Genomic DNA, 22173 nt, shown 5'->3' on the forward strand with positions numbered 1-22173 from the left:
GGTGGGGGGCGGCGGCGGGGGCCGTCGATGCCGTTGCGTACGGGCGGTGGTCGCGGTGGTCGCGGTGCTCCCGGTGCTCGCCGAGGAGGGGGTGGTGGTCGCGGATCGCGAAGCCCGTGAAGGAGAGGTCCTCCTCGCCGGTGCGGTCCCCGGGCAGGGCGCGGAAGAGGCGCCGGTACTCGGAGTACAGCTCGTCGTAGATCGGAGTGGGGGAGGTGGCCGGAGGCGTCACGTACGGGTGCTCCGTGTCGTACGACGGGCGCATGCCCGGGATCGAGCGGGGGGCGGTGGCCGACCGGCCGGGGACTGCGGCGACGTCGTAGGTGTACACGTAGGGGCCAACGAGTGAGGGGGCGCAGGGATGCGGGGCACGGGGATGCGGGGTGCCCGGAGGCGGGGCTCCGGGCGGTCCGCGTTCGTCGCGTGGGCGGTCACGTGCCGGGGACGGGCATCAGGTGTCGGCGAGGGGGTCTGGTGCCCGGGAGGGGGATCAGGTGCCCGCGAGGGGGAGCGAGGCGGCGACGACCTGGCCCAGCGCCACCGCTCGCTCCAGCGCCTGGCGCAGCAGGTCCTCGCGGGGCTGGCGGCCGACCATGCCCGCCGGGACGGCGTACATCGTCACCTCGGAGAGCTGGCTGGCGGCCGAGCGCCAGGCGTCGGTGACCTGGAGGGGCTGGTGGGCCTGCCACCAGCCGGTGCTGCCGCCTGCGGCTGCGGGCTGCAGGATCGCGTGCAACTGGCCCATCGCCACCAGGACCGACCAGCCGGGCAGCTGCTCGGGGGTCACGTTGAGGTCGGTGACGGGCTGGAAGCCGGCGTCCTGGAGGAGGTCGAGGAACTCGTCCTCGCCCGAGGTGCTGCCGGGGCGGCCGACCGGGCCGGTGGGCTCGACGACGAGGGAGGCGTGGCCGACCTTGTCGTGGAGGATCAGGCCGCAGGTGATGCCGAGGATGGCGGCCTGGCCGGGGGCGGTGGGCGCGGCGGGCGGGGCCGAGGCCGAGGTGGGGACGGCCGGGTTGGGCACGATGGGGTGCGCGGCGGCGGCCGGGTACGGGGCGGCGGGCTGGTGCTGGGGCCGGCCGCTGATGCTGCGGACGGCGCCGGCGAGCTGCTGCTCGGAGACGGGCACCACCTGGGAGGGGATGCAGCGGGCGTGGGCGAAGGCCAGCACGGCCGTCTCGTCGGCGACGAAGAGCACGGTGCTGGTGCGCTCCGCGTGGGTGTCGCCGGGGGTGCGGCAGGAGGTGCACTCGTAGCTGTCGGGGGCGCGGTCGCCGGCGAGGAGGCGATCGGCCTCGTCGTCGCCGATCTCTGACCGGACCTCGTCGCTGACGTCGAGCATGCGCGGCACTGGGTCTCCTCGGGGGGCGTTCGTACGGAGGTCGCACTGCCCAACGGGCCCTTGTGGCAGGCGTCACGGGTGGGCGTCGAGGCTGACGGGAATTGCCCGGGATCCGACCGCGCCGCGTGTTCTCGTGGTCGCAATCTGTCGAAGTCGGTGGCGGGACTGCCGGAATGGGGTGGTGAGGTGAGTCACGCCGCTTCGATGTTTGATCTAGGAATTGACGGCTAAAACGGACATTTCGGGCAAGGTTTGAAGATTATTACCGGCGGTAACCCTGCGCTGAGCTGGGCAGACCGCCGGAGCTTTGTGTTCCCGGCCGACCGGCTCGTAGCTTCTTGGTCGGCGCAACGAGCGCCACCCGGGTTCACCCCCGACGCACCGCCCCCCGGTTCCCGCCGGGCGAGGCAGGTGCCCGCAGACGCGATCGCTCGAACAGGTCGCCGATGTGCGGGTGGGTGGCCGGGGCGGCAAGCGGCACGTCCGACACGTGCACGGCCGCCCGATGGACGCGGCAGGCGATTCACGACCCCTCGGGGTCTGGTTCCGCATGCCCGCCCGGGGCAGTCGAGAGGAACCCCATGACCTTCCGTCACGAGAACGCCGCTGCCACCACCTCCACCGCCACCAAGCGCAACCGCATGCGCATGGCGGTCGTCGCGGGCGCCGCCGTCGCGGCCCTGCCGGTGGCCGGCCTCGTCACGGCCACCTCGGCCTCCGCCGCCTCCGTCTCCACCTGGGACGCCGTCGCCCAGTGCGAGAGCGGCGGCAACTGGGCCATCAACACCGGCAACGGCTTCTACGGCGGGCTGCAGTTCACCACCAGCACCTGGGCCGCCTTCGGTGGCACCGCCTACGCGCCGCAGGCCAACCAGGCCACCAAGGCGCAGCAGATCGCCGTCGCCGAGAAGGTCCTCGCCTCGCAGGGCCCGGGCGCCTGGCCCGTCTGCTCCGTCAAGGCCGGCCTGACCAAGGGCGGCGCCCCGGCGGCCGTCGACACCTCTGCGGGCACCTCCGCGGGCACCTCCACCGCTGCGAAGCCGTCGCAGGCCCCGGCCCCGAAGGCCGCCGCGCCCAAGGCCGCTGCCGCGCCGAAGGCCGACGCCGCGCCCAAGGCTGCCGCGCCGAAGGCCGACGCCCCCAAGGCCGACGCTGCGCCGAAGAACGACGTCAAGGGCTGGACCGGCTCGAACGACGCCAAGCCCGCCCAGCCGGCGCAGCCGGCCAAGGGTGGCAACTACACCGTCAAGTTCGGTGACACCCTGAGCTCCATCGCCGCTGCGCAGGGCCTGGACTGGCACGACCTGTACAAGAACAACGGCAAGGTCGTCGGCGGCAACCCCGACCTGATCTTCCCGGGCCAGGTCCTGAGCATCTGAAGCGTGCTGCTCGCCTGAGTCCTGTGGCACCTGCGGCTCCTGTGGCACCTGTGACTCTTGTGGTTCCTGAAGGCCGCTCCTCCACCATGTGGGGGAGCGGCCTTCGGCGTGTCCGGGCGGCGGGCGCGGGGGGCGCTTAGGGTCGGGCGCCATGCTGCATTCGTATGACGGGCGTACAGGTCGGCTGGTGCTGGGCGTGGTCGTGGCGCTGCTGTGGGGCGCGGGCGGGCGGGCTGCTGCTGCCGTACCGGTCGCCGATGTGGTGTGGGACGAGCTCGCCGACTGCGAGAGCGGCGGGGACTGGCAGGCCGACACCGGCAACGGGTTCTACGGGGGCCTGCAGATCCGGCCGTCCACCTGGTCCGAGGCGGGCGGGCTGCGCTTCGCCGACCGGCCCGACCATGCGAGCCGGAGGCAGCAGACGACGGCGGGGGAGGAGATCCTGCGGCAGCAGGGGTGGGAAGCCTGGCCCTCCTGCGCCCGGGAGTTGGGGCTGATCGGGGGGTCGCCGAGGAGTGGGAAGCTGGAGGGGTGATCCAGGGTGAGTTGTTCGACGGGGCGTCCGGCGGGGCGTCGGGCGGGGCGGTGTCCGGCGGGTCGTCGGGGGGCGGGGAGCGCCCCGCGCGCAGCGAGCCCGCGCCCGGGGCCGTGCTGCTGCCCGGCTGGCTGGACCTGGACGCGCAGCGGCGCCTGCTCGCCGCCTGCCGGGAGTGGGCCCGCCCGCCGGCCGGGCTGCACGAGGTGCGGATGCCCACCGGCGGGATGATGTCCGTCCGGATGGTGAGCCTGGGCCTGCACTGGTACCCGTACGGCTACCGGCCGCTCGCCGAGGACGGCACGCCCGTCAAGCCGTTCCCGCCCGAGCTCGGCGCGCTCGCCCGCCGGGCCGTCGCGGAGGCGTACGGGGACGGGCCGGCCGGGCTGGACGGGCTGGACGGGATCGCGGGCGCGGCCTCGTACGAGCCGGACGTCGCGATCGTCAACCACTACGCGCACGGCGCGAAGATGGGCCTGCACCAGGACCGGGACGAGCGGGCGGACGCGCCGGTGGTGTCGTTCTCGCTCGGCGACGCGTGCGTGTTCCGGCTGGGGAACACCGAGACCCGGACGCGGCCCTGGACGGACCTGGAGCTGCGGGGCGGGGACGTGCTGGTGTTCGGCGGGCCGGCGCGGTACGCGTACCACGGGGTGGTGCGGACGCTGGCGGGGACGGCGGACGAGGCGCTGGGGCTGGTGGGGCGGCTCAACGTCACGGTGCGGGAGTCGGGGTTCGGGCTTCGGGGGTAGGGCCTCTTCCGTCCTGCTTCTCCGTCGGGTTCTCCGCCTCGCTCTCCGTCCCGTTCTCCGTCTCGTCCTCCGTCTTCATTCGGCCACACGTTCGGGTGAATCGGGAGGCCGGCCCCGAGGTGCGGGAATGACCCCGGTCGCGCAGGGATTCGAGTGAGCGGGAGAATTCGATCGGAGCGGGTCAGCCCGCCCTCGCTGAGAGGAAGTGCGCATGGGTACCCCCGTCGACGACCTGGTCGACCTGCTCGACCTGGAGCAGATCGAACTGAACATCTTCCGCGGGCGCAGCCCCGAGGAGGCGCTGCAGCGGACGTTCGGCGGCCAGGTCGCCGGGCAGGCGCTGGTCGCGGCAGGGCGCACGGTGGAGGACGCGCGCCCCGTCCACTCGCTGCACGCCTATTTCCTGCGCCCCGGGGTGCCCGGCCTGCCGATCGTCTACCAGGTCGACCGGATCCGCGACGGCCGCTCGTTCACCACCCGCCGGATCCTCGCCATCCAGGGCGGCCGGTCGATCTTCGCGCTCACCGCGGACTTCCACCGTCCGGAGCCCGACAGCATCGAGCACCAGCACCCGATGCCCGACGTCCCCGCGCCCGAGGACCTGCCCAGCGCCCTGGACGAGGTCGGCTCCCGGCTCGGCGAACTGCCCCCGTTCATCAGCCGCCGCCAGCCCTTCGACATCCGGTACGTCGACCGGCTGCGCTGGAGCCAGGAGGAGCTGGCCGGCGTCGAGGCGCGCAGCGGCGTCTGGCTGCGCACGAACGGCCCCCTCCCCGACGACCCGCTGATACACGTCTGCGCCCTGACGTACGCGAGCGACATGACGCTGCTCGACGCGGTCCGCGCGCCCGCCGAACCGCTGTGGGGCACGCGGCACTTCGACATGGCCTCGCTCGACCACGCGATGTGGTTCCACCGGCCGTTCCGTACCGACGACTGGCTGCTGTACCAGCAGGAGTCGCCGATCGCGCACGGGGCGCGGGGCTTGGCGCGCGGGCAGATCTACGACCGGGAGGGGCGGCTGGTGGTGTCCGTGGTGCAGGAAGGGCTGTTCCGGCGGCTGGGCGGGTGAGTGCGGCGGCGGCGGTGGTGTTGTGGTCGTGATGCGAGGGTGTTTCCGTGCGTTGCCCGGTGCTGCGCAGGGTGACGGTTTCGGACGTTCGTCCGCCCAACGGGAATGATCCGTTCGGGCGGGGAGTGTTCGTACTGAATGGTTGCTGAATGACCGAGGAGGACGGCCCGAACGGCGGGCCGCCCCCGGACCGGACCGGGAGGGTGCACCGATGACGGAGAAGGCCGCGGAGGACTGGAAGCACTGGAACGACCAGCGGGTGGCGTCCGTGAGCGCGCAGCACGGCCAGCTGGCGCTCACCGGCACCCACTGGCTGGACGCCGAGCCCGTCCAGGTCCCCGGCCTGCCCGGGCAGTGGTGGGCCGACGCCGAGGGCGTCCGCGTGCGCGCGGTGGCCGCCGACGGCCTGCTCGTCGACAGCCTGCTGGTGGACGGCGAGGTGCTGCTGCGCCCCGACACCGACCCGGCCGCCGGCACCGCCACCCTGGGCGACCTGCTGCTCGTCCCGATCGAGCGCGAGGGCGAGCTCGCCCTGCGCGTCTTCGACCCGGCCGCGCCCCGCCGCGTCGCCTTCGCGGGCATCTCGGCCTTCCCGTACGCGCCCGAGTGGGCCGTGCCCGCCGTCTTCACCCCGTTCGAGGGCGAGCCGAAGGCCGTCGTCGTCCCCAACGCGGACGGGCGGGAGCGCCCGCTCGCCGTCACCGGGCAGATCGAGTTCACCGTCGCCGGAGAGCACCGCACCCTCACCGTCAGCCGCGCCGGCAAGCGCCTGACCGGCGTGATCGCCGACGCGACCAGCGGCGGCGACACCTACCGGTTCCGGTTCATCACGCTCCCCGAGCCGGACGCGGACGGGAGGACGGTGCTCGACCTCAACCGGGCCTACCTGCCGCCGTGCGCCTTCTCGGACCACTTCATCTGCCCGTTCCCGCCGCCGGGCAACCGGCTGGACTTCGCGGTCGAGGCGGGGGAGCGGCAGGTCCTCAGCCGGTAGGGCCACGCTGCCGCACCGCTGCCGCGCCGCCCCACCCCGCGCCGCCCCCCGGCGCGGGGCGGTGTGACGGGTGGGACGACGATGACGGGTGTGACCTCACCGACCGAACTACTGCCCGACTCCGCTTCCTCGCCTTGGTACCGGCGGGCGTTCGCGGACCTCAGCCCGTTGCGCGACAACCCCGACTACCGGCGCGTCTGGTCGGGCCAGGCCATCTCCTCCATAGGCCAGCAGATGACGGCCGTCGCCGTCGCCGTCCAGATCTACGACCTGACCGGCTCGGCCTTCGCCACCGGTCTGGTGGGCCTGTTCTCGTTCGTCCCACTCGTCGTCTTCGGCCTCTACGGCGGGGCCGTCGCCGACACCGTCGACCGGCGCAGGCTCGGCCTCATCGGCGCCGCGGGCCTGGCCGCCGTCTCGCTCGCCCTCGCCGTCCAGGCCGCCGCGGGCCTCGACCAGGTCGCCGTCCTCTACGCCGCCGTCGCCCTCCAGGCCGGGTTCTTCGCGATGAGCTCGCCCGCCCGATCCGCGATGATCCCCCGCCTCGTCCCCGGCCACCAGCTCCCCGCCGCCAACGCCCTCAACACCGTCGGCATGAACCTCGGCCTCACCGTCGGCCCCATGCTCGGCGGCGTCCTCATCGGCGCGTACGGGCCCCAGGCCGCCTACCTCGTCGACACCGTCGCCTTCGCCGGCACCCTCTACGCGATGTGGCGCCTGCCCGCCCTTCGGCCGCTCGGCGACCGTACGGGCCGTGCCTCCGTCCTCGAGGGCCTGCGCTTCCTGCGCGAGCAGCCCAACCTGCGCACCAGCTTCCTCGCCGACCTCGCCGCGATGATCTTCGGAATGCCCCGCGCCCTCTTCCCCGCCCTCGCCGTCACCCACTACGGCGGCGACGCCCGCACCGTCGGCCTGCTCGTCTCCGCCCCCGCCGTCGGCGCCCTCCTCGGCGCCCTCTTCTCCGGCTGGGTCGGCCGCATCCACCGCCAGGGCGCCGCCGTCCTCGCCGCCGTCTGCGCCTGGGGCCTCGCCATCGCCGCCTTCGGCGCCCTCCACAACCTCTGGCTCGGCCTCCTCCTGCTCGCCGTCGCCGGCTGCGCCGACACCGTCAGCATGATCTTCCGCAACACGATGATGCAGGTCGCCGCCCCCGACGAGATGCGCGGCCGCCTCCAGGGCGTCTTCATCGTCGTCGTCGCCGGAGGCCCCCGCCTCGGCGACTTCGAATCCGGCGCCGTCGCCTCCCTCACCACCCCCGTCACCTCCGTGATCACCGGCGGCCTCCTCCTCGCCGCCCGCCGCCCCGCCTTCCTCACCTACGACTCCCGCCACCCCACCCCCTGACCCCACCCAATACCTGGCAGCGAGCACCCCCCGACGTGCTGTATTGTTTTCCACGTCGCCGGGACAACAACCGGAGACAAGGTCGAGAAGCCGCCCGGCAGAGCCCCCCAGGCCCCGCCGCCGGCACCGAGACCACGGGACGTGGCGCAGCTTGGTAGCGCACTTGACTGGGGGTCAAGGGGTCGCAGGTTCAAATCCTGTCGTCCCGACTGTGAAGTCGGTTGTGAGAGCCGGTACTTGGGAAACCGAGTGCCGGCTCTTTCTGTTGCCTGGTCAGCTGGTGGTCGCATGGTGGTCTCCGGGCCAGATCGGCCAGGTGGCTGTGGGTTCTTCGGGTCGTGTCTGCTGATGTGCGGGCAGTTGCCGGTGCGGGCGCGGGTTCTGGTGCCAGGGGCGGCGGGCGCGGCAGGCGGGCCGGCCGAGGGCGGCGCGGTCGGCGTTGTTGAGGATCCAGGCGACGGCGTCGACGGCTGCGCGGGCGGCGAGGAAGGTCAGGTCCGTGTAGATGTTCGCGCTGGTGGACAGAGTGCGGTGGCGCAGGGTCTTGGAGATGACGGGCAGGGGGACCCCGGCCGCGGTGGCGAAGCTGGCGGTGAGGTGGCGTAGGTCGTGCAGGGCGATGCGGGGGACGCCGGCCTTGTCGCAGAGCAGGTGGAAGCGGTCGAGAACGCTTTTGGGGTGCAGGGGGCGGCCGTGGCGATGGAAGACGTAGCCGCCGGCGGGGGTGATCTGGCCGAATGCTCGTGTGCCGGCCCGGTCTTCGAGGGCGTCGACGACGCGGTCGGACAGGGCGACCCATGCCTTGCTGCCCTTGGTTTTCGGCGTGGTGAGCAGGATCTGGTTGTTGTCGACGGCGGAGAGGGTGTTGCGGATGAAGAAGACGCGTTCGGGCAGGTGGACGTCGTCCCAGTGCAGGGCGAGCGCTTCGCCCTTGCGGATGCCGGAGCCGATCATGAGTTCGGCGAGGTCGGCGTAGAGGGGGTCGGTGATGTGGGTGAAGCGCAGGAAGCGCGCGGTCTGTTCCTCGGTCCACAGGTGTCTGGGGGCGGAGGCGGGGCGGGCGAGGAGCGGGGGTTTGGCGGGGTTTCGGGCCAGGCGCTCGTCGGTGACGGCTGAGCTGAGGGCGCTGGAGAGGGTGGCCATGATCCGGTGGACGGTCACTTTGCCGCGGCCTCGTCGTAGCTGCTCGGTGACGAAGGCCCGCAGGTGCTGGCGGGTGAGGTCGATCAGGGGGATCTGGCCGAGGGCGGGGATGAGGTCCTGTTCGACGTAGGCGCGGTAGCGGGCCATGGTGGTGGGCTTGAGGTGGAGCTCCCGCTCGTCCAGCCAGTCCCGCAGGTATTCGGCGGTGCGCTGCCTGGGGTCGGTGATGACGCCGAGGGGCAGGCCCTCGTTGAAGCGCCGCAGCGCGATGCGGGCGTGGAGTTCGTCGGGAAAGCCGGCGCGGCGGATGGTGTGGCGGTGGCCGTCGACGGGCAGGGTGTCGATGGCGAAGGCCCAGGTGCCGTGGTGGGGGTCGGCGGCGAGGTGGGGGCAGGTGGTTCCGAGCTGTCGGCGGTGGTCGTCGCGGCAGCCGCAGCGCCGGTAGACGCGTCCTCGGTCCTGGTCGTCTGAGGGGTTGGGTGAGCAGCGCATGGTGATCGCCTCGAGTGATCGTGCGCGGGTTGTCCTCGATTCCAGTGTGCGCCTGAGGGGCGACCAGCGTGCGACCACCGGCCCCGGAATTTGGCCCATGACCTGCGGGTCTCCCCTGACCAGCGACAAGGGGCCCGCAGCCAGGCAGGTTGGTCAGATGAGCCGGTCGTGGTTGGCGGCTGCGGTCTCGCGGACGAGCTGGGCGAAGTTGCCATGGCTGCGGGCCTGGCGCGCTTCGGCGTGCTCGTCGTCCCAGTCCTCGTCATCGTCGTGTTCGTCGTATTCCTCGTGGAGGAGCCAGCAGCCGCGGATGCCGGCGAGGAGGTCTTCGAGGAGGTCGGGGGCGGGCCGCTTGGGGTCGAGCGGGGTCAGGCGCAGGCCGGTGTCCTCGGGGTCGGTGTCGGGGCCGGTGTGTTGGGCGAGGTCGTCGTCGATGTCTTCGAGTTGTTCGCGCAGGCCGGCGGGGTCGGGGAGGAGGCCGTCGGCGATGTGGAGGGCGTGGCGTACGAGGCCGGTGACGGCGTCGTACGGGGAGGTGCCGTCTTCGAGGAGTTGGAGGACGAGGGTGGGGGTTTCGTGGGGGAGGGCTTCGATGTTGTCGGCTTCGAGGAGCACAGTGGTGGCGGAGTGGCCGGAGGCGGCAGCGGCGACCTCGGCTGCGGCCGCGAGCCAGTGTGCTGCGGCGACGGCCGCGGCGGTGGGGTCGATCTCGGTGAACAGCGCGGCGGGGCCGAAGGGGTCCTGCTGGAGGAGGCGGTCGGCGGCGGCGACCTGGACGGGGGAGGCGCCTTCGCGGCTCAGGAGGACGGCCTGGCGGGCGCGGCCGGTGAGGTCGCCGAGTTCGGCGTTCTCCACGGCGGTGAGATCGGTGCCGACTTCGGTGAGGACGGCGTCGGTGAGGTCGGCGTTGCCGAGGGTGTGCAGGGCGCGGCCGGCGCGGTGGGCGGATTCGACCAGGGGGCTGTATTCGACGTCGAGCATGCCGTCCTGGGGGAGGTGGGGCCGGGTGACGGCGCCGGGTACCTCGTCGAACGCCTTGCGCTCCTCCGCGCGGCGCCAGCCCTCGGAGTTGGGCTCCTGGGAGGCGGCGGCGCTGGCGGGGTGGGTGTAGGTGCGCCACGCGGCCTCGGACAGGTGGGTGAGCGCGCGGGCCAGCCGCATCAGCGCGGCCGTGTCCGTGCCGGCCGGGAGGACGGCGATACGGGTGGCGAGGTCGCCCTCGCCGGTTCCCCAGGTCGCGATCAGCTCGTGCCGTTCGGGGTCGACGCTGTAGCGGGTCATGAAGCCGTACCTCCGGTGATCTGCTCGGCAACGCCGCCGGGCGTCGAGCCATTCTGACGCATCGCCAGAAACCTCCGGGTCGTGCAGCCGACAGGCACCGACGACTGCGAGAGGACGAGCCCCCCTCCTGGGACAGAGGCGCTTGAACCAGGGCTACGGGCTCCTCGGCGGCTTCGGATGAGACCAGTGGTGCGGGGGCATCGCGGAGACCGGCGTGCTCGAGAGATCACCGGACGGGAGGTCCCTGGCCAGCGAAATGGGCAGGCTCGGCCTTCTTGTGCCGGGCCTCGTCGGCTACCCGTGGCGGCGTTCTCAGCCAGCTCCAAGAGGCATTCAGGGCGGCGTGTGGCTGCGGCTGCGCGCCGGCCGAGCGACTGTTCAGCTGGGTGTCCGTCGGCCCCGCGCTCGCGGGGGTTGCTCCCGGTGTTGCCTTCCTGCACGGGATGAGCCCTGGTCGGCCCCGCACCTGCGGGGGTTGCTCAATCCCTCCGATGTGGTGCCCTCGGGCCGGTTCCCAACGGCGGTACCGTTCCGAGCTGGGCAGCACAGGACCTGCTTGGCCTCCTCCGACCGGACACCGAGGAAGCGGAGCCCGAACTCACTCACGTTAGTGGCCTGGAAGCGGCTGATCAACGGCCGGGCACGAAGGACTGACGCGAGAACGACCGGCTCGCTCAGGCTGCCCTACTGAAGGGGTGATCGACAGAGGAACTGGCCGGGCCAGCCACCTCGGTGTCTTCCCGGTCGAGGGCGGCGGCCAGGGCGACGACGGCCTGGTCGGCGGAGTCTTTGAGGAGGTGTCCGTAGAGGTTGATGGTGATGGCGAGGGTGGAGTGGCGCAGGGTCTTGGAGACGATGGCGATGGGGATGCCTTCGGCGATCATGATGCTGGCCGCGGTGTGCCTGAGGTCGTGAAGGCCGATTTTCGGCAGGTCGATTTCGGCGGTGCGCTTGCGGAGCTGGTCGAGGACCCACTGGGGCCGCAGCGGCGTCCCGCCGGGGCGGGCGAAGACGAGTCCTTCGAGCCGGCCGTCGGGGTGGGCGTTCATCTGGATGGCGGCCTGGCGGTGGAGGGCGGTCATGACTCTGGGGGAGAGGCTGATCCAGGCGCGGCTGGCCTCGGTCTTGGGTTCGCGGAGGTGGATCTTGCCGTTGTCGATGGCGGCGAGGGTCCAGCGGACGTAGAGCTTGCGGTCCATGAGATGGACGTCGGACCAGTGGAGGGCGAGGACTTCGCCGCGGCGCATGCCGGTGCCGAGCATGACCTCGAACAGGTCGGTGAGCTGGTCGGCGTAGTGCTCGGCGCCGTGGCGCAGGAACGTCGCGGCCTCTTCGGGGGTCCAGCAGGTGCGCTCTTCTGCGCGGGGTCGGGTAGGGACGGAGTGTTTGGCGGGGTTGTAGCGCAGTCCCCAGGCGCGGACGGCGGCGTTGAGGGCGTTGCGCAGGGTGGAGACGATCCGGTAGACGGTGACCTTGCCGCGCTTGGCCTTGCGCTGGGCGGCGATCCAGCGCTCGATGTGCTTGGGGCGCAGGTCGGGCAGGCGGTAGTGGCCGAACGCGGGGATCAGGTCCCGCTCCACGCACGCCTCGTAGCCGGCGTAGGTGTTCGGCGCGAGCTCTTCCTTCTTCACGGTCAGCCACTGGCGCAGGAAGCTCGCCACCGTGGAGCGGCGGTCCTCGTACACCCCGCACAGCTCACCGTTCAGCACCGCCTTCATCTCCCGGGTCGCCTCGGCGCGGGTGGCGAACCCACCGCGCCGGCGGGTGCGGCGCTTGCCCTCCTCCGGGGCCAGGTCGACGCAGTACGTCCACTTCCCGTGCTTCAGATCCCCCGCCAGCCGCGGACACCACGGCCCCAACTGCCTCCCGTGACCGTCCGAACAACCACACCGCCGGTACACCCGACCCCGCTGCGCACGCTGTCCCATGAGCTTCCCCTTCTCTCGGACTGGGTGGTGCTTCTGGGGCAAGAGTGGCTGCTGTGTCGGGTGTGGCGGCAGAGCGCATTGGGCGGTGCGCGGAGCACTCAGAACCAGACGGCGAAGACACGCTCAAGACGACACACCGTCTGGAAGATCACCATCCGTAGTAGGTGGGTAAGCGACTGTGATCTGCCCGCAGGAGCCGGACCTGTGGGCTGGCCGGCGCCGTCGATGCAGCGGCTGTTGGGATCGCACGGCGGTGCTTGCTGAAGGACCGACAGATCTCGGTCACCGGCAGTAGCGGCGGTGGGGTCGCTTGCCCTGGGACCAGTTTGGAACCACGTCTGATGAGCGCCCATGAACGCTGATGGGCGCTGTGGGTCAAGGGGTCGCAGGTTCAAATCCTGTCGTCCCGACTTGCATAACTGCAGGTCAGAGGCCGTTTCCGTCTGATGGCGGAGACGGCCTTCGTGGTCGGTGGTCGCAGTGTGGTCGTGAACGCTCGTTCACGTGGCGCGCTGAGGGCGAGTCCTGCACTCGGGAGCGCCTTGGGGTGAGTACTCCCTCCTCGGTCGGCGAGTTGAGCGCGGATGAGAAGCCGATCGGACGCGGTTAGCGTCGGATCGACTTTGATTTCTCTGTGGGCGGGCATGCCTGTGAGACCCGCGACATCTGTTTGCGAGTGATTGCTTGAGTGGACGTCAGCTGTTGTCCGGCCACCCGGTGTTCTGTGCGCCCTTGCCCGGGAGCGCGGATGTCTATCCGTCAGGCGGCGTGGCTGAAGAGCGGGTTCGGTACGGGGCCGCTGAGGGCGAGGGTGTTAACGCCGTGCGTGCGGGCCTCGACGAGGCAAAGCCTGGCTTCGATGGTGTGGACCGCAGCCATCGCCACTTCCCAGGTCAGGTGGCTGTAGATGTTAGCGGTGGTCGACAGGGTGGAGTGCCGCAGCGTCTTGGAGATGACGGCCATCGAGACGTTGCCCTCCAGGGCGAGGGCCGCGGCGAGGTGCCGCAGGTCGTGGACGGTCACGTGGGGCAGGCCGGCCTGCTCGCGCAGCTCGTGGAAGCGTCGGCGGACCGCGGCCGGGTGGAGGGGCTTGCCGTCTGCGCTCTGGAAGACGTGGTCGTTGTCGGTGGAGGTGCTCCTGGCCATGGCGCGCTGGAGGGCGGCTGCGACGCGCTCCGACAGGGGCACCCAGTTGCGGCTCTTCATGGTCTTGGGCGCGGTGAGGACGAGCTCGTGGTTGTCGATGGCGGAGAGGGTGTGGCGGATGTACATGACGCGGTCGTCGATCCGGACGCACTGACGTTGGAGGCCGAGTGCTTCTCCCTTGCGCAGGCCGGTGCCTATGACGACCTCGAAGAGGTCGGCGAAGGCGGGGTCGACGCCCCGGCAGTGGGTGAGGAAGGTGACGGCCTGCTCGGCGCTCCAGGGCACGCGTTCGTCGGCGCGGGGCCGGCGCATGGGCAGGGGCTGGGCCGCGTTGAAGGGGAGCCGGTGGGTGCGGTTGGTGCGCGTAGGCGGCGATGTGGTCGTGGGCGAGCTCCTCCAGGCGCATCTTGCCGAACACGGGGATCAACTCGCAGAGCACGTACGTGCGGTAGCGGGCGTACGTGGTGGGCTTGAGTAGGAATTCCATCGACTTCAGCCATTTGGTCAGGTAGGCGGCCACCGTTTCGTGCGGGTCGGCGTCGAAGCCCAGTTGGCGGCCTTCGAGGAAGCGGCGCAGCGCGCTCTCGGCGGCAAAGTCGTCCCCGAAGCCACCGCGGCGCACCGTGCGCCTGCGACCGCTGAGCGAGGGGATGTCGACGGCGAAGGTTCACGTGCCGTGCCCCTCGTCGGCAAGGCGCGGACACCCGGCCCCGAGCTGGCGCCGATCCGCGTCACGGCATCCGCACCGCCGGTAGACCCGGCCCCGCCGCCGTCCTGAACTGCGCACTTTCTTCTGCCTCCTGCGGTCCTGACTCCTCGATCAGCCCGCGAGGCTACCGATCCCGCCGACGGATGGCTTGCTGCGACCACCATGCGATCACCAACACGGAATCACCGCTCTGACCTGCGACTTTCGGTGAACACCCGCAGGTGGACCACTTGTTGAGCTGCGCTCGGCGTGGCGCAAGCACGGTCCCCGGCAGGTAGATTCTGATGCTTTGTTACCTTCTGTGACCAGAGTCGCTCATGAGGGCGGGCTCTGGCCAACTTCTGTGACGCCGTGTCGCCGACGTCGGCAACGCGCCGCCGGGTGCCGACGTACCCGGACGGCCTCCCTGCTCGCCTGCAGGCATACCTCGTACCGGTGAGACATCCGAAAACTGCTATGGGTGCCAATAACCCCAACGACGAACCGCCGGAGGAATGGGTAAGGCGGGCCACAAAAGCTAACGATCCAATATGGAAGACCCCCCCGCCGGAACTGGCAAGGGTCACCGGGTCGAGCAGCGCGCGAAACGGCCAACTCTCATTCCCTTCGCCACCAGTCTTGTTGGTGTTTTCCATACAGCGCGCCCCCAGGAGTTACACGGTCGCCCTTGTGATCGAGCAACCGGCGCGACACCGAGCCACCGTCTGCGGCAGGCCAGTCCGCATCGAGCCCGCGACGTCGACCATGTGGCCGGACGTTCTCGGGGCGTGCAGCACTGCCCGAGCTCGTGAACTGTCCGGTTCCCCCAAAGGCACAGGCCGCTGTCCAGATCGACGGATGCTGTCCGTCCCCGGCTGGGACCGAAGAGACCGGACGCCGCATGCCAGTTCGTCGCCTCCCACCTCAGCTGAACCGATACGGCCGCACCGCTGCGTGGACAGCCGGGGAGAGGGAGCAACGGCGTTGAGCACGAGGACAGTTGCGATCTTCTCCCTGGGCGGAACCATCGCGATGGCCACCGATCCGGCCACCGGCGGAGTCGTGCCGGCCCTGTCAGCCCATGAGCTCCTCGACGCCGTCCAGGCCCTGCAGGGCCTGGACGGCGGCCTGCGCGTTCACGACTTCCGGCGACTTCCGGGCGCCTCCCTCACCTTCGACGATCTGAGCGCACTCTCGGACGCCATCGCCGACGCCTTCCAGTCCGGCTGCGATGGTGCGGTGGTCACCCAGGGCACCGACACCATCGAGGAGACCGCCTACCTCCTCGATCTCCTGCACGCGGGTGATCAGCCGATCGTCGTCACCGGCGCGATGCGCGACCCCACCCAGCCCGGCGCTGATGGCCCGGCGAACATCCACGCTGCCGTCATCACCGCCGCCGACCCCAACTGACCGGCGCCGGCACCGTGGTCGTCCTCGGCGACGAGATCCACGCGGCCCGCACCGTCCGCAAGTCCTACAGCACCAGCCCGGCCGCGTTCACCTCCCCGGCCACCGGCCCCCTGGGACGCCTCTACGAGGGCCGCATCCACCTCCACGCCCCGCTCGCCGCCCGCGCCGCTTTCCCCGAACCGCTGACCAACCCGGCGCCCCGCGTCGGCCTGTACACCGCGACGCTCGGCGACGACGGCACCCTCCTCGCCACGATGGCCGAGGCGTGCGACGGACTCGTCATCGCCGCGTTCGGAGCCGGCCACGTTCCCCAGAACTTCGTGTCCACCCTGGAGAACACCGCATCCCGAATCCCCGCGGTCCTCACCACCCGGCCCCGTCTTGGAGGCGACGTACAGCTTCCCCGGCTCGGAGAAGGACCTGCTCAGGCGCGGACTCATCCGCGGCGGCCACCTCGACGCCTGCAAGGCCCGCCTGCTCCTGCACGTCCTGCTCGCCCAGGGGCGCAAGCCCGACGAGATCGCCGCTGCCTTCCGCGCCCTGGCCCACTGATCCCTGAATCTGCCGCAGCCACCACCCGGGTAAGGAACCGCCTCAACCCAATACGCGCAGCACTGCCGCCGGACGGGAGTCTGTGCGGTCCCGTCCCCCGGCCTGTCGGACGGCCGGGCGGCGTGCCCGCGCCAGATCCCGGCCGGCTTGCTCCCGGCCGCCTGCCGGGCCCCGGGATCGTCCAGCACCTTGGCCGGCCCCGAATTGCCCCAACGGTGCACGACCGGCTCGGTGACGCCGCTGCCGCCCACCTCCCTCGGGTGGTCGTAGTTGCCCGCATGATCCTGATCTGCCGTCACCGAACCCGCCCCCTGACGCCTTCCGGTGATCGGACCTTGGGTCAGGGGGCGGGCGTTGTGAACGGATCTGGGGACCTACGCGGTGGCGGGTGGGGTCAGAGCAGCGGGCCGTAGAGCAGGTTGCCCGAGGCGCCGGCGGTGCGGCTGGTGTAGTACTCGCGCATCGCGGCCAGCAGCTCGTCCACGCTCAACGCGCCGCTGCCGTCGGTGTCCAGGGCCCGGAATGCCTCGTGGCTGTCGGCCTGGGAGGTGCCGAAGACCTGCTGCCAGGCGTGGAACTCCTGGGCGTCCACCTCGCCGTTGCCGTCGGTGTCGAGCAGGGTGCAGATCGCCTCGGTGAGCGGGCGGAAGGTGGCGTCGAAGCCGTCCTTGGAGGTGATGAAGGCACCCTTCATCCCGCTGCGGTACTCCTCCCGGCTGAGCCGGGAGTCGCCGTCGGTGTCGGCGGCGGAGTAGAGGGCGTCCCAGAACTCGGTCATGCCCATCATCAGGCGGGTGCCCCGGGGGGAGGTCGGCTGCTCGCCGAACTCGGACAGCAGGCGGGTGCCGAGGGTGAGCAGGTCCTCGCGGTCGATCGAGCCCTTGCCGGCCGCGTCGATGTGACCGAAGCACCGGTCGATCTTCTGGTCGAGCAGGGTGTCTTCGTTGATGGCGGACATCGCAGTCTCTTTCCGTGTGGGCGTAACTGATCTCCGGTCCGACAGATGGTCGGCCCGGAAGCGGCGGGTGGTTCAGGGGGCGGTGGCGGCCGCGAGATGGTCGAAGATCTCGGGACCGGACGGGTCGAGGGCTTGGCTGATGCCCTGCAGCCGGGTGGTGCGCAGGTAGGCGAGATTGCCCTCGCCGAAGACCCCGCCGGTGAGACCGGTGCCGCCGATCAGCGGCAGGACGGGCAGCGGCCCGATGTGGCTGTCGTTGACCCTCAACAGGCCGCCGTTGACCACCTCGTCGGCGAATCGCTCGATCACCCGGGGGTCGCGGGCCCAGAGGGAGTTGCGCAGCCCGTAGCGGTTGTCGTTGACGAAGGCGATCAGTTTCTCGAGCAGGTCCTCGTCCGGCGCCGGCTCGGGGACCACCACGCACATCAGTGGGAAGAAGGTCTCCTCCCGCACGGCCCGCATTCGGCGTGCCTGGGTTAGGCCGTGGACGCGCAGCAGCACCGGGCGCACGAACGGGCCGCGCGGGTTCGCCACGTCGTCGACGTCCACCAGGGTTCCGCCGCAGAGGAGTTGTGCGCCCTGCTCGACCGCGTCCGCCATAACGTCCAGGCACTGGGCCCGCTTGACCACCGGGCTGAGCAGCACCTCGGGGTCGCCGGGCGGACCGATCCGCAGGGCGGCGACCTGACGGAGCAGCAGTTCGGTGAACTCCTGGGCCACGGCCGGGTGCACGAGCGTGAACTTGGGAGAGAGGCAGAGCTGGCCGGAGGCGTGATAGCGCTCGGCGGCGGCCCGGGCTGCTTGCGGGAGGTCGGCGTCGCGCCAGACCACCAGCGCGTCGTTGCCCGACAGCTCCAGGATCGGCTTCTTGCCGTTCTCCAGGCAGGACTTGGCGACCTTGGCGCCGTTGTCGGCCGAGCCGAACCAGAACACGTCGTCGCAGTCCGCGGACTCCAGCCAGCTCGTCAGCAGCGGCCGGGTCGGGCTCGCCAGCATGCTCAGCAGGCCGGGCGGTGCGCCGAACTCGGCCAGCAGCGGAGCGATGATCTCCTGGTAGAGGAAGGCCACCCCCAGTGGAGCGGCGGAGGGCGCGTTGACGACCAGGGCGTTGCCGGCCGCCAGGACCATGACGCCGAACAGCGACGTCAGTGCTGCGGCGTTCAGTGCCGGGTTGAGGCCGACCACGCCATCGGGCTTGCGGACGAGGCGAATTCGCCGCCCGGACTGCTCGCCCTCCCAGTGCAGCGCCTGCCGCGCGTGCCGCAGCGACTGCGGGTGGGTGGCGCTGAGCATGGACGCCAGCTCCCACCGGGCCACCGTCAGCGGATGCCCCTCGGCCACCAGCACCTCGGTGAACTCCTCCGCGCGGGCCAGCAGCTCGCGGTGCACCGCTTCGGCGAAGGCCAGCCGCCGCGCCAACGGCACCCGGGCCCAGGCCGGTTGGGCTTCTCGGGCCAGCGCCAGGGCCGCCTTCGCCTGCTCCGGCGTCGAGCGCGCGACCCGCCCGGCGAGGCGTGGGTCCTCGGCGGCTCCCTCGGGCGCCCGGCCGAAGTCCAACTGGGCCTTGAGCTTCATCACGTCGTACGTCTCACGCAGCTGCGCGGTGGCGTGCGGCCAGTGGTACCAGCCGTCACCGGGCCGGGGCTCACCACCGAGCAGGACCGGGTAGGAGTAGCGCATGAACTGAGCTTGCGTCAGCCCGGGCAGGCCGGGCGCGATGAGATCGACTTATGACCCGAAGGGGTGAATTCACGGGTACGGGGTGGACGCCGCAGGTACCCCGTTCCGTTCGTTGCCCAGCCGATGGGGTCGAGCCTCTCATGCGCACGATCCGGCTCACGCGGACGTGGGAGCGGGCCCGCGAGGCCCGGGCCCTGCGTGTCGGGCGGCTCACCGGTGCGCCATCGCCCGTGAGGGTGCGGTGAGGCTGGTGGCGCCGGCCGGGACGGGTACGGCCGCGAAGATCGCGTCCTGCTGGGCCTGAAGCTCCTGCGCGCGCTCGGGCGAGGTGCCGGGCAGGCGCTCCTCCTCGTACAGCTTGTGGGTCCCCTCCTGGGCGGCCTTGCCGACCGGGGTGTGGAACTGCACCTCGTACCTGTGCCCCCACCTGGCCTCCCTCTACGCGGAGTTGATGCCCTCGTCGCCCTTGGCCCGGCCCCACGTGTTGGACCACTTCACGCTGTCATCACCCCACGCGGACAGCAGCGAGGAGGCGACCACCACCCCGGCGCCGTACCGGCCCTCCGGCCACTGGAGGGTGTAACGGACCGAGTCGTTGATCTGGGACAGCGCCTGGTTCACGTCCTCACCCGGCTGCGTCTGGAGGGCGGTGGCGATCTTCCGCTTCAGCGACTCGGGGGACTTCAGCCGGTGGTCGCAGCCGACCAGGGTGGCTTCGCTGAGCGCGGCCGCCGCCTGGACCCTGGGCGTGATCTCCCGCTCGGCGTCCCGGGCTTCGGCCAGGGAGGCGTCCACGGCCTGGTTCTGCGCGGCGTCCAGGTGGAGCCCCCACGCTGTCCCAGCCGCCGCCCTCGGCCCGAAGACCCGTGGACGTCACAGCCGAGCGGCCCAGTCCGCGACCAGGCCGGTCAGCATCATGTCGTCGCGCCCGGCGTGGTTGGGTAGGAAGGACAGGTGGTAGGTGAAGTAGCCGCTGTCCGCGGCCTTCATGTCCCGCCAGGTGTCCCGGTCCCGGTAGACCCACGCGGCCAGACCGCTCGTCGCCACCTCGTGGGCTTCGGCCTCGTCGCGCCGTTTGACGTCGAAGAAGGCGAGTCGGCTTCCACATGGGCCCGTCGCGCCACCAGGTCGGCGGGAAGATCCGGCATGTCCCACAGGGCGAGGATCTCGTGCGTCAGGCCGTTGCCGCCAACAGGCGCACCAAGACCCCTGGTGGGGCCGTCCCGGGCCGGGACGGCCCCACCGGACGCAAGATTGTCGGTGGACCTCTACGTGGTGCGGTCGGCCCAGTGGGGCGGGAGGTCGCCGGGGGCGACGGAGATGACGGAGTCGTCGTCGGCGCCGACGTGTTCGAAGAGGGTGATCCTGGCGAACTCGGCGACCATGTGGATGGGGTAGGTGGGTCCCTGGTCCCGGTAGGCGCGCATCTGGTCCAGGTGGTCGTTCTGGAAGCAGACGGTCCGGGCGCTGTGCTGCTCGACCCAGTGCGGGAAGAAGATCACGCCGTGGATGCTGCGCTTGCCGGGCATGATGTTCACGACGACGGACGTGCCGGTGGGTTCGTTCCAGGAGAGCTTGTAGTTGTCCTCGTCCAGTCGGACGAGGTCGACTCGCTGGCCCTTGACCCAGCGTCCGCCGACCATGCCGGAGTGGATGCGGTAGTCGACGGTGTCCTGGTTCTTCACGTACAACTCGTACTGCCAGCCGTTGTCATAGGTGTAGATGAAGCGGTGGCCGACGATGCCGGACAGGTCCTGCGTCACAGGTTCCCTCCTGTGTGGGTCGCGAGCCGTGGTCCGCCTGCGGCTTCGCGCAGCTGTCCGGTGGCGATCAGCTCGGCCACCGCCTGGATGTCGAACTCCAGCCCCCGGTCCCCGTCGATCACGGGTGAGACCGAGCGCGCCGCTGTGTACGCGTCTCGGGTGGGTCCGCTGAGCTGCTCGGTGCCGCGCAGATCCGCGGCCTGGCAGAGGGCGAGCAGGTGGATCGCCGTGACCTGGCGGACCAGTTCGACGACGGTGCGGGCGTCACGGGCGGCGATGGTGCCCATGCTGACCTTGTCCTGATTGTGGGCCTCGGTCGAGCGGGAGAACGAGGTGGCCGGCATGGTCGACTTCAGCGCCTCGGCGACCAGCGAGGAGGCGGCCAGCTGCATCGGCTTGAAGCCGTGGTGCAGTCCGGCCTCCCAACTGTCGTGCGCGAAACGCGGGATGAGGTTCGGGGTGAGGCCGTTGTTGAACTTCTCGTCCACCACCAGCTGGAGTTGACGCTCCAGCAGGTCGCCCACGCTGGCGACGGCCGTCTTGAGCGCGTCCATCGCCTGGCCGATGTGTCCGCCGTAGAAGTTGCCGCCGTTGACGACCGTGCCGGTCTGCGTGTCGAACAGCGGATTGTCGTTGGAGGAGTTGATCTCCACCTGCGTCCAGTCGGCGGCGAAGGCGAGGGTGTCGCGCAGCACGCCGTTGACGTGCGGTGCACAGCGGATCGAGTACCGGTCCTGGACGGGTTCGGCCAGTTCCCGGAAGCCGAGGCCGTCCGGCATGGCGTCCTCCGTGCCTGCGTGCGCGGTGGCGCGGTCCTGGCCGAGGAGGCGGCGCACCGTGTCGGCGGAGGCGACGCTGCCGGGGTGGGGCTTGGCGCTGAAGACGAAGGCGTCGAAGTGGCGCGGGTTGCCGAGCAGGACCTGCGAGGCCATGGCCGTGCACAGGTCGGCGGCGAACGCGATCTCGGTGGCGTCGTGCAGCGCGAGGACGGCGAAACCGGCCATGAACGAGGTGCCGTTGACCAGGGCCAGCCCTTCCTTGGCGGCCAGCACCACCGGTTCCAGGCCGGCCTCGCCGAACGCCTCGTCGGCCGACCGCTGCTCGCCCCGGTGCAGGACCGTGCCGTGCCCGGCGAGCATCGCCCCCAGGTAGGAGAGCGGCACCAGATCGCCGCTGGCACCCACCGAGCCGCGCTCAGGAATCACCGGCAGGATGTCCTGCTCCAGGCAGTCCAGCAGCAACCCGACGACCTCCGGGCGGATGCCGGAGTTGCCGCGCGCCAGGCAGTTCGCCCGGGCGATCATGGTCGCCCGCACCACCTCCGGCGCGGCCGCCGGTCCGATCCCGCAGTTGTGCCCGCGGACCAGGTTCAGCTGGAGCGCCTCCGCCTTGCTCGCGGAGATCTGCCGGGTGCTGCTGTCCCCGAAGCCGGAGGTCACCCCGTACACCCGCCGGCCGGCGGAGACGACCGCGTTCTTCAGGTCCACCGAGCGTTTCATCCGGCTGACCGCGTCGTCCGCCAACGCCACCTGCCACCGCTGGGGGCTGCGGGCGGCCGCGGCGACCTGAGCGACGCTCAGGCAGTGGCCGTCGAGGAACAGGTCGGTTCTGGGCGCACCGGACGGGGACGGGTGATCCTGGGTGTGCCGGGCTCCAGGCATGCTGCTGGTGGACAACTCGGTCTCCCTTGGGTTGGTATTGCGGTGCGTGT

Annotated in this window: 20 protein-coding genes, 1 tRNA gene and 2 pseudogenes; 9 read left to right on the forward strand and 14 right to left on the reverse strand. The window is 71.2% G+C overall.

Annotation, left to right across the window (positions count from 1 at the left end):
- Nucleotides 1-265, reverse strand: a 265-nt coding sequence (locus IH61_RS45730; protein ID WP_234327123.1) for a hypothetical protein, incomplete at its 3' end; no start/stop codon positions are given.
- Nucleotides 266-490: 225 nt separating this feature from the next.
- Nucleotides 491-1351, reverse strand: coding sequence for a hypothetical protein (locus tag IH61_RS0110375; protein WP_037972227.1), 861 nt, complete (start codon nt 1349-1351; stop codon nt 491-493).
- A gap of 572 nt (nt 1352-1923) precedes the next feature.
- Here IH61_RS0110375 and IH61_RS0110380 point away from each other — a divergent pair.
- The 7 genes from IH61_RS0110380 to IH61_RS0110410 all read left to right on the forward strand — a co-directional run bounded on the left by IH61_RS0110380 (nt 1924) and on the right by IH61_RS0110410 (nt 7627).
- Nucleotides 1924-2721, forward strand: a complete 798-nt coding sequence (locus IH61_RS0110380) for a transglycosylase family protein (RefSeq protein WP_078910986.1) — start codon at nt 1924-1926, stop codon at nt 2719-2721.
- 151 nt (nt 2722-2872) lie between these two features.
- The gene (locus IH61_RS0110385) at nt 2873-3256 is read left to right on the forward strand and encodes a transglycosylase family protein (protein ID WP_107057101.1); all 384 of its coding nucleotides are present in this window, start codon (nt 2873-2875) and stop codon (nt 3254-3256) included.
- A 50-nt stretch (nt 3257-3306) separates the two neighbouring features.
- On the forward strand, nt 3307-4008 hold the full coding sequence (locus IH61_RS0110390) for an alpha-ketoglutarate-dependent dioxygenase AlkB family protein (protein ID WP_031068058.1): 702 nt from the start codon (nt 3307-3309) through the stop codon (nt 4006-4008).
- 211 nt (nt 4009-4219) lie between these two features.
- Nucleotides 4220-5080, forward strand: a complete 861-nt coding sequence (locus IH61_RS0110395) for an acyl-CoA thioesterase (protein ID WP_031068059.1) — start codon at nt 4220-4222, stop codon at nt 5078-5080.
- A gap of 211 nt (nt 5081-5291) precedes the next feature.
- Entirely contained in the window at nt 5292-6074 is a 783-nt protein-coding gene (locus IH61_RS0110400) for a DUF1684 domain-containing protein (RefSeq protein ID WP_031068060.1), read from the forward strand.
- Between the two features lie 81 nt (nt 6075-6155).
- The gene (locus IH61_RS0110405) at nt 6156-7418 is read left to right on the forward strand and encodes an MFS transporter (protein ID WP_078910987.1); all 1263 of its coding nucleotides are present in this window, start codon (nt 6156-6158) and stop codon (nt 7416-7418) included.
- A 135-nt stretch (nt 7419-7553) separates the two neighbouring features.
- Nucleotides 7554-7627: transfer RNA gene (locus tag IH61_RS0110410), tRNA-Pro, on the forward strand.
- Nucleotides 7628-7691: 64 nt separating this feature from the next.
- Here IH61_RS0110410 and IH61_RS0110415 read toward each other — a convergent pair.
- From IH61_RS0110415 to IH61_RS50210, 5 genes and pseudogenes are all read right to left on the reverse strand, one after another.
- A complete protein-coding gene (locus tag IH61_RS0110415; RefSeq protein ID WP_051836725.1) occupies nt 7692-9053 on the reverse strand; it encodes a tyrosine-type recombinase/integrase in 1362 nt (453 codons plus the stop codon).
- Nucleotides 9054-9206: 153 nt separating this feature from the next.
- Complete coding sequence (locus IH61_RS0110420; protein WP_051836727.1) at nt 9207-10334, reverse strand: hypothetical protein; 1128 nt, start codon at nt 10332-10334, stop codon at nt 9207-9209.
- A gap of 674 nt (nt 10335-11008) precedes the next feature.
- Nucleotides 11009-12193, reverse strand: a complete 1185-nt coding sequence (locus IH61_RS40665; protein WP_051836732.1) for a site-specific integrase — start codon at nt 12191-12193, stop codon at nt 11009-11011.
- 828 nt (nt 12194-13021) lie between these two features.
- Entirely contained in the window at nt 13022-13720 is a 699-nt protein-coding gene (locus tag IH61_RS0110430; RefSeq protein ID WP_078910990.1) for a tyrosine-type recombinase/integrase, read from the reverse strand.
- Nucleotides 13721-13784: 64 nt separating this feature from the next.
- Nucleotides 13785-14030: pseudogene (locus IH61_RS50210) on the reverse strand (hypothetical protein); the annotation flags it as partial.
- Nucleotides 14031-15128: 1098 nt separating this feature from the next.
- On the opposite strand from IH61_RS50210, the pseudogene IH61_RS40670 reads away from it, so the two are divergent.
- Both IH61_RS40670 and IH61_RS49920 read left to right on the forward strand, forming a co-directional pair.
- Nucleotides 15129-15835, forward strand: a pseudogene (locus tag IH61_RS40670) (asparaginase); the annotation flags it as partial.
- A gap of 55 nt (nt 15836-15890) precedes the next feature.
- Nucleotides 15891-16061 (forward strand): hypothetical protein, encoded by a 171-nt coding sequence (locus IH61_RS49920; RefSeq protein ID WP_324607595.1) that lies wholly within the window; start codon nt 15891-15893, stop codon nt 16059-16061.
- A gap of 394 nt (nt 16062-16455) precedes the next feature.
- On the opposite strand, the gene IH61_RS0110440 is transcribed toward IH61_RS49920, so the two are convergent.
- From IH61_RS0110440 to IH61_RS0110465, 7 genes are all read right to left on the reverse strand, one after another.
- Nucleotides 16456-17019, reverse strand: a complete 564-nt coding sequence (locus IH61_RS0110440; RefSeq protein ID WP_031068066.1) for an EF-hand domain-containing protein — start codon at nt 17017-17019, stop codon at nt 16456-16458.
- 72 nt (nt 17020-17091) lie between these two features.
- Complete coding sequence (locus IH61_RS0110445) at nt 17092-18699, reverse strand: aldehyde dehydrogenase family protein (RefSeq protein ID WP_037972230.1); 1608 nt, start codon at nt 18697-18699, stop codon at nt 17092-17094.
- A gap of 210 nt (nt 18700-18909) precedes the next feature.
- Nucleotides 18910-19107 carry a hypothetical protein gene (locus tag IH61_RS50215; RefSeq protein ID WP_051836733.1) on the reverse strand — a complete coding sequence of 66 codons (198 nt, stop codon included), beginning with the start codon at nt 19105-19107 and terminating at the stop codon, nt 18910-18912.
- Nucleotides 19108-19137: 30 nt separating this feature from the next.
- Nucleotides 19138-19494: a hypothetical protein gene (locus IH61_RS50220; protein ID WP_051836734.1), complete on the reverse strand. Its 357-nt coding sequence runs from the start codon at nt 19492-19494 to the stop codon at nt 19138-19140.
- Nucleotides 19495-19572: 78 nt separating this feature from the next.
- Entirely contained in the window at nt 19573-19746 is a 174-nt protein-coding gene (locus IH61_RS48375) for a hypothetical protein (protein WP_234327116.1), read from the reverse strand.
- A 221-nt stretch (nt 19747-19967) separates the two neighbouring features.
- Nucleotides 19968-20462 (reverse strand): phenolic acid decarboxylase, encoded by a 495-nt coding sequence (locus IH61_RS0110460; protein ID WP_031068068.1) that lies wholly within the window; start codon nt 20460-20462, stop codon nt 19968-19970.
- Nucleotides 20459-22138 carry an HAL/PAL/TAL family ammonia-lyase gene (locus IH61_RS0110465; protein WP_234327117.1) on the reverse strand — a complete coding sequence of 560 codons (1680 nt, stop codon included), beginning with the start codon at nt 22136-22138 and terminating at the stop codon, nt 20459-20461. The genes IH61_RS0110460 and IH61_RS0110465 overlap by 4 nt, the downstream gene beginning before the upstream one ends.
- Nucleotides 22139-22173 lie beyond the last annotated feature (35 nt).

Source organism: Streptomyces sp. NRRL WC-3742 (assembly GCF_000720635.1).
Lineage (GTDB): Bacteria > Actinomycetota > Actinomycetes > Streptomycetales > Streptomycetaceae > Kitasatospora.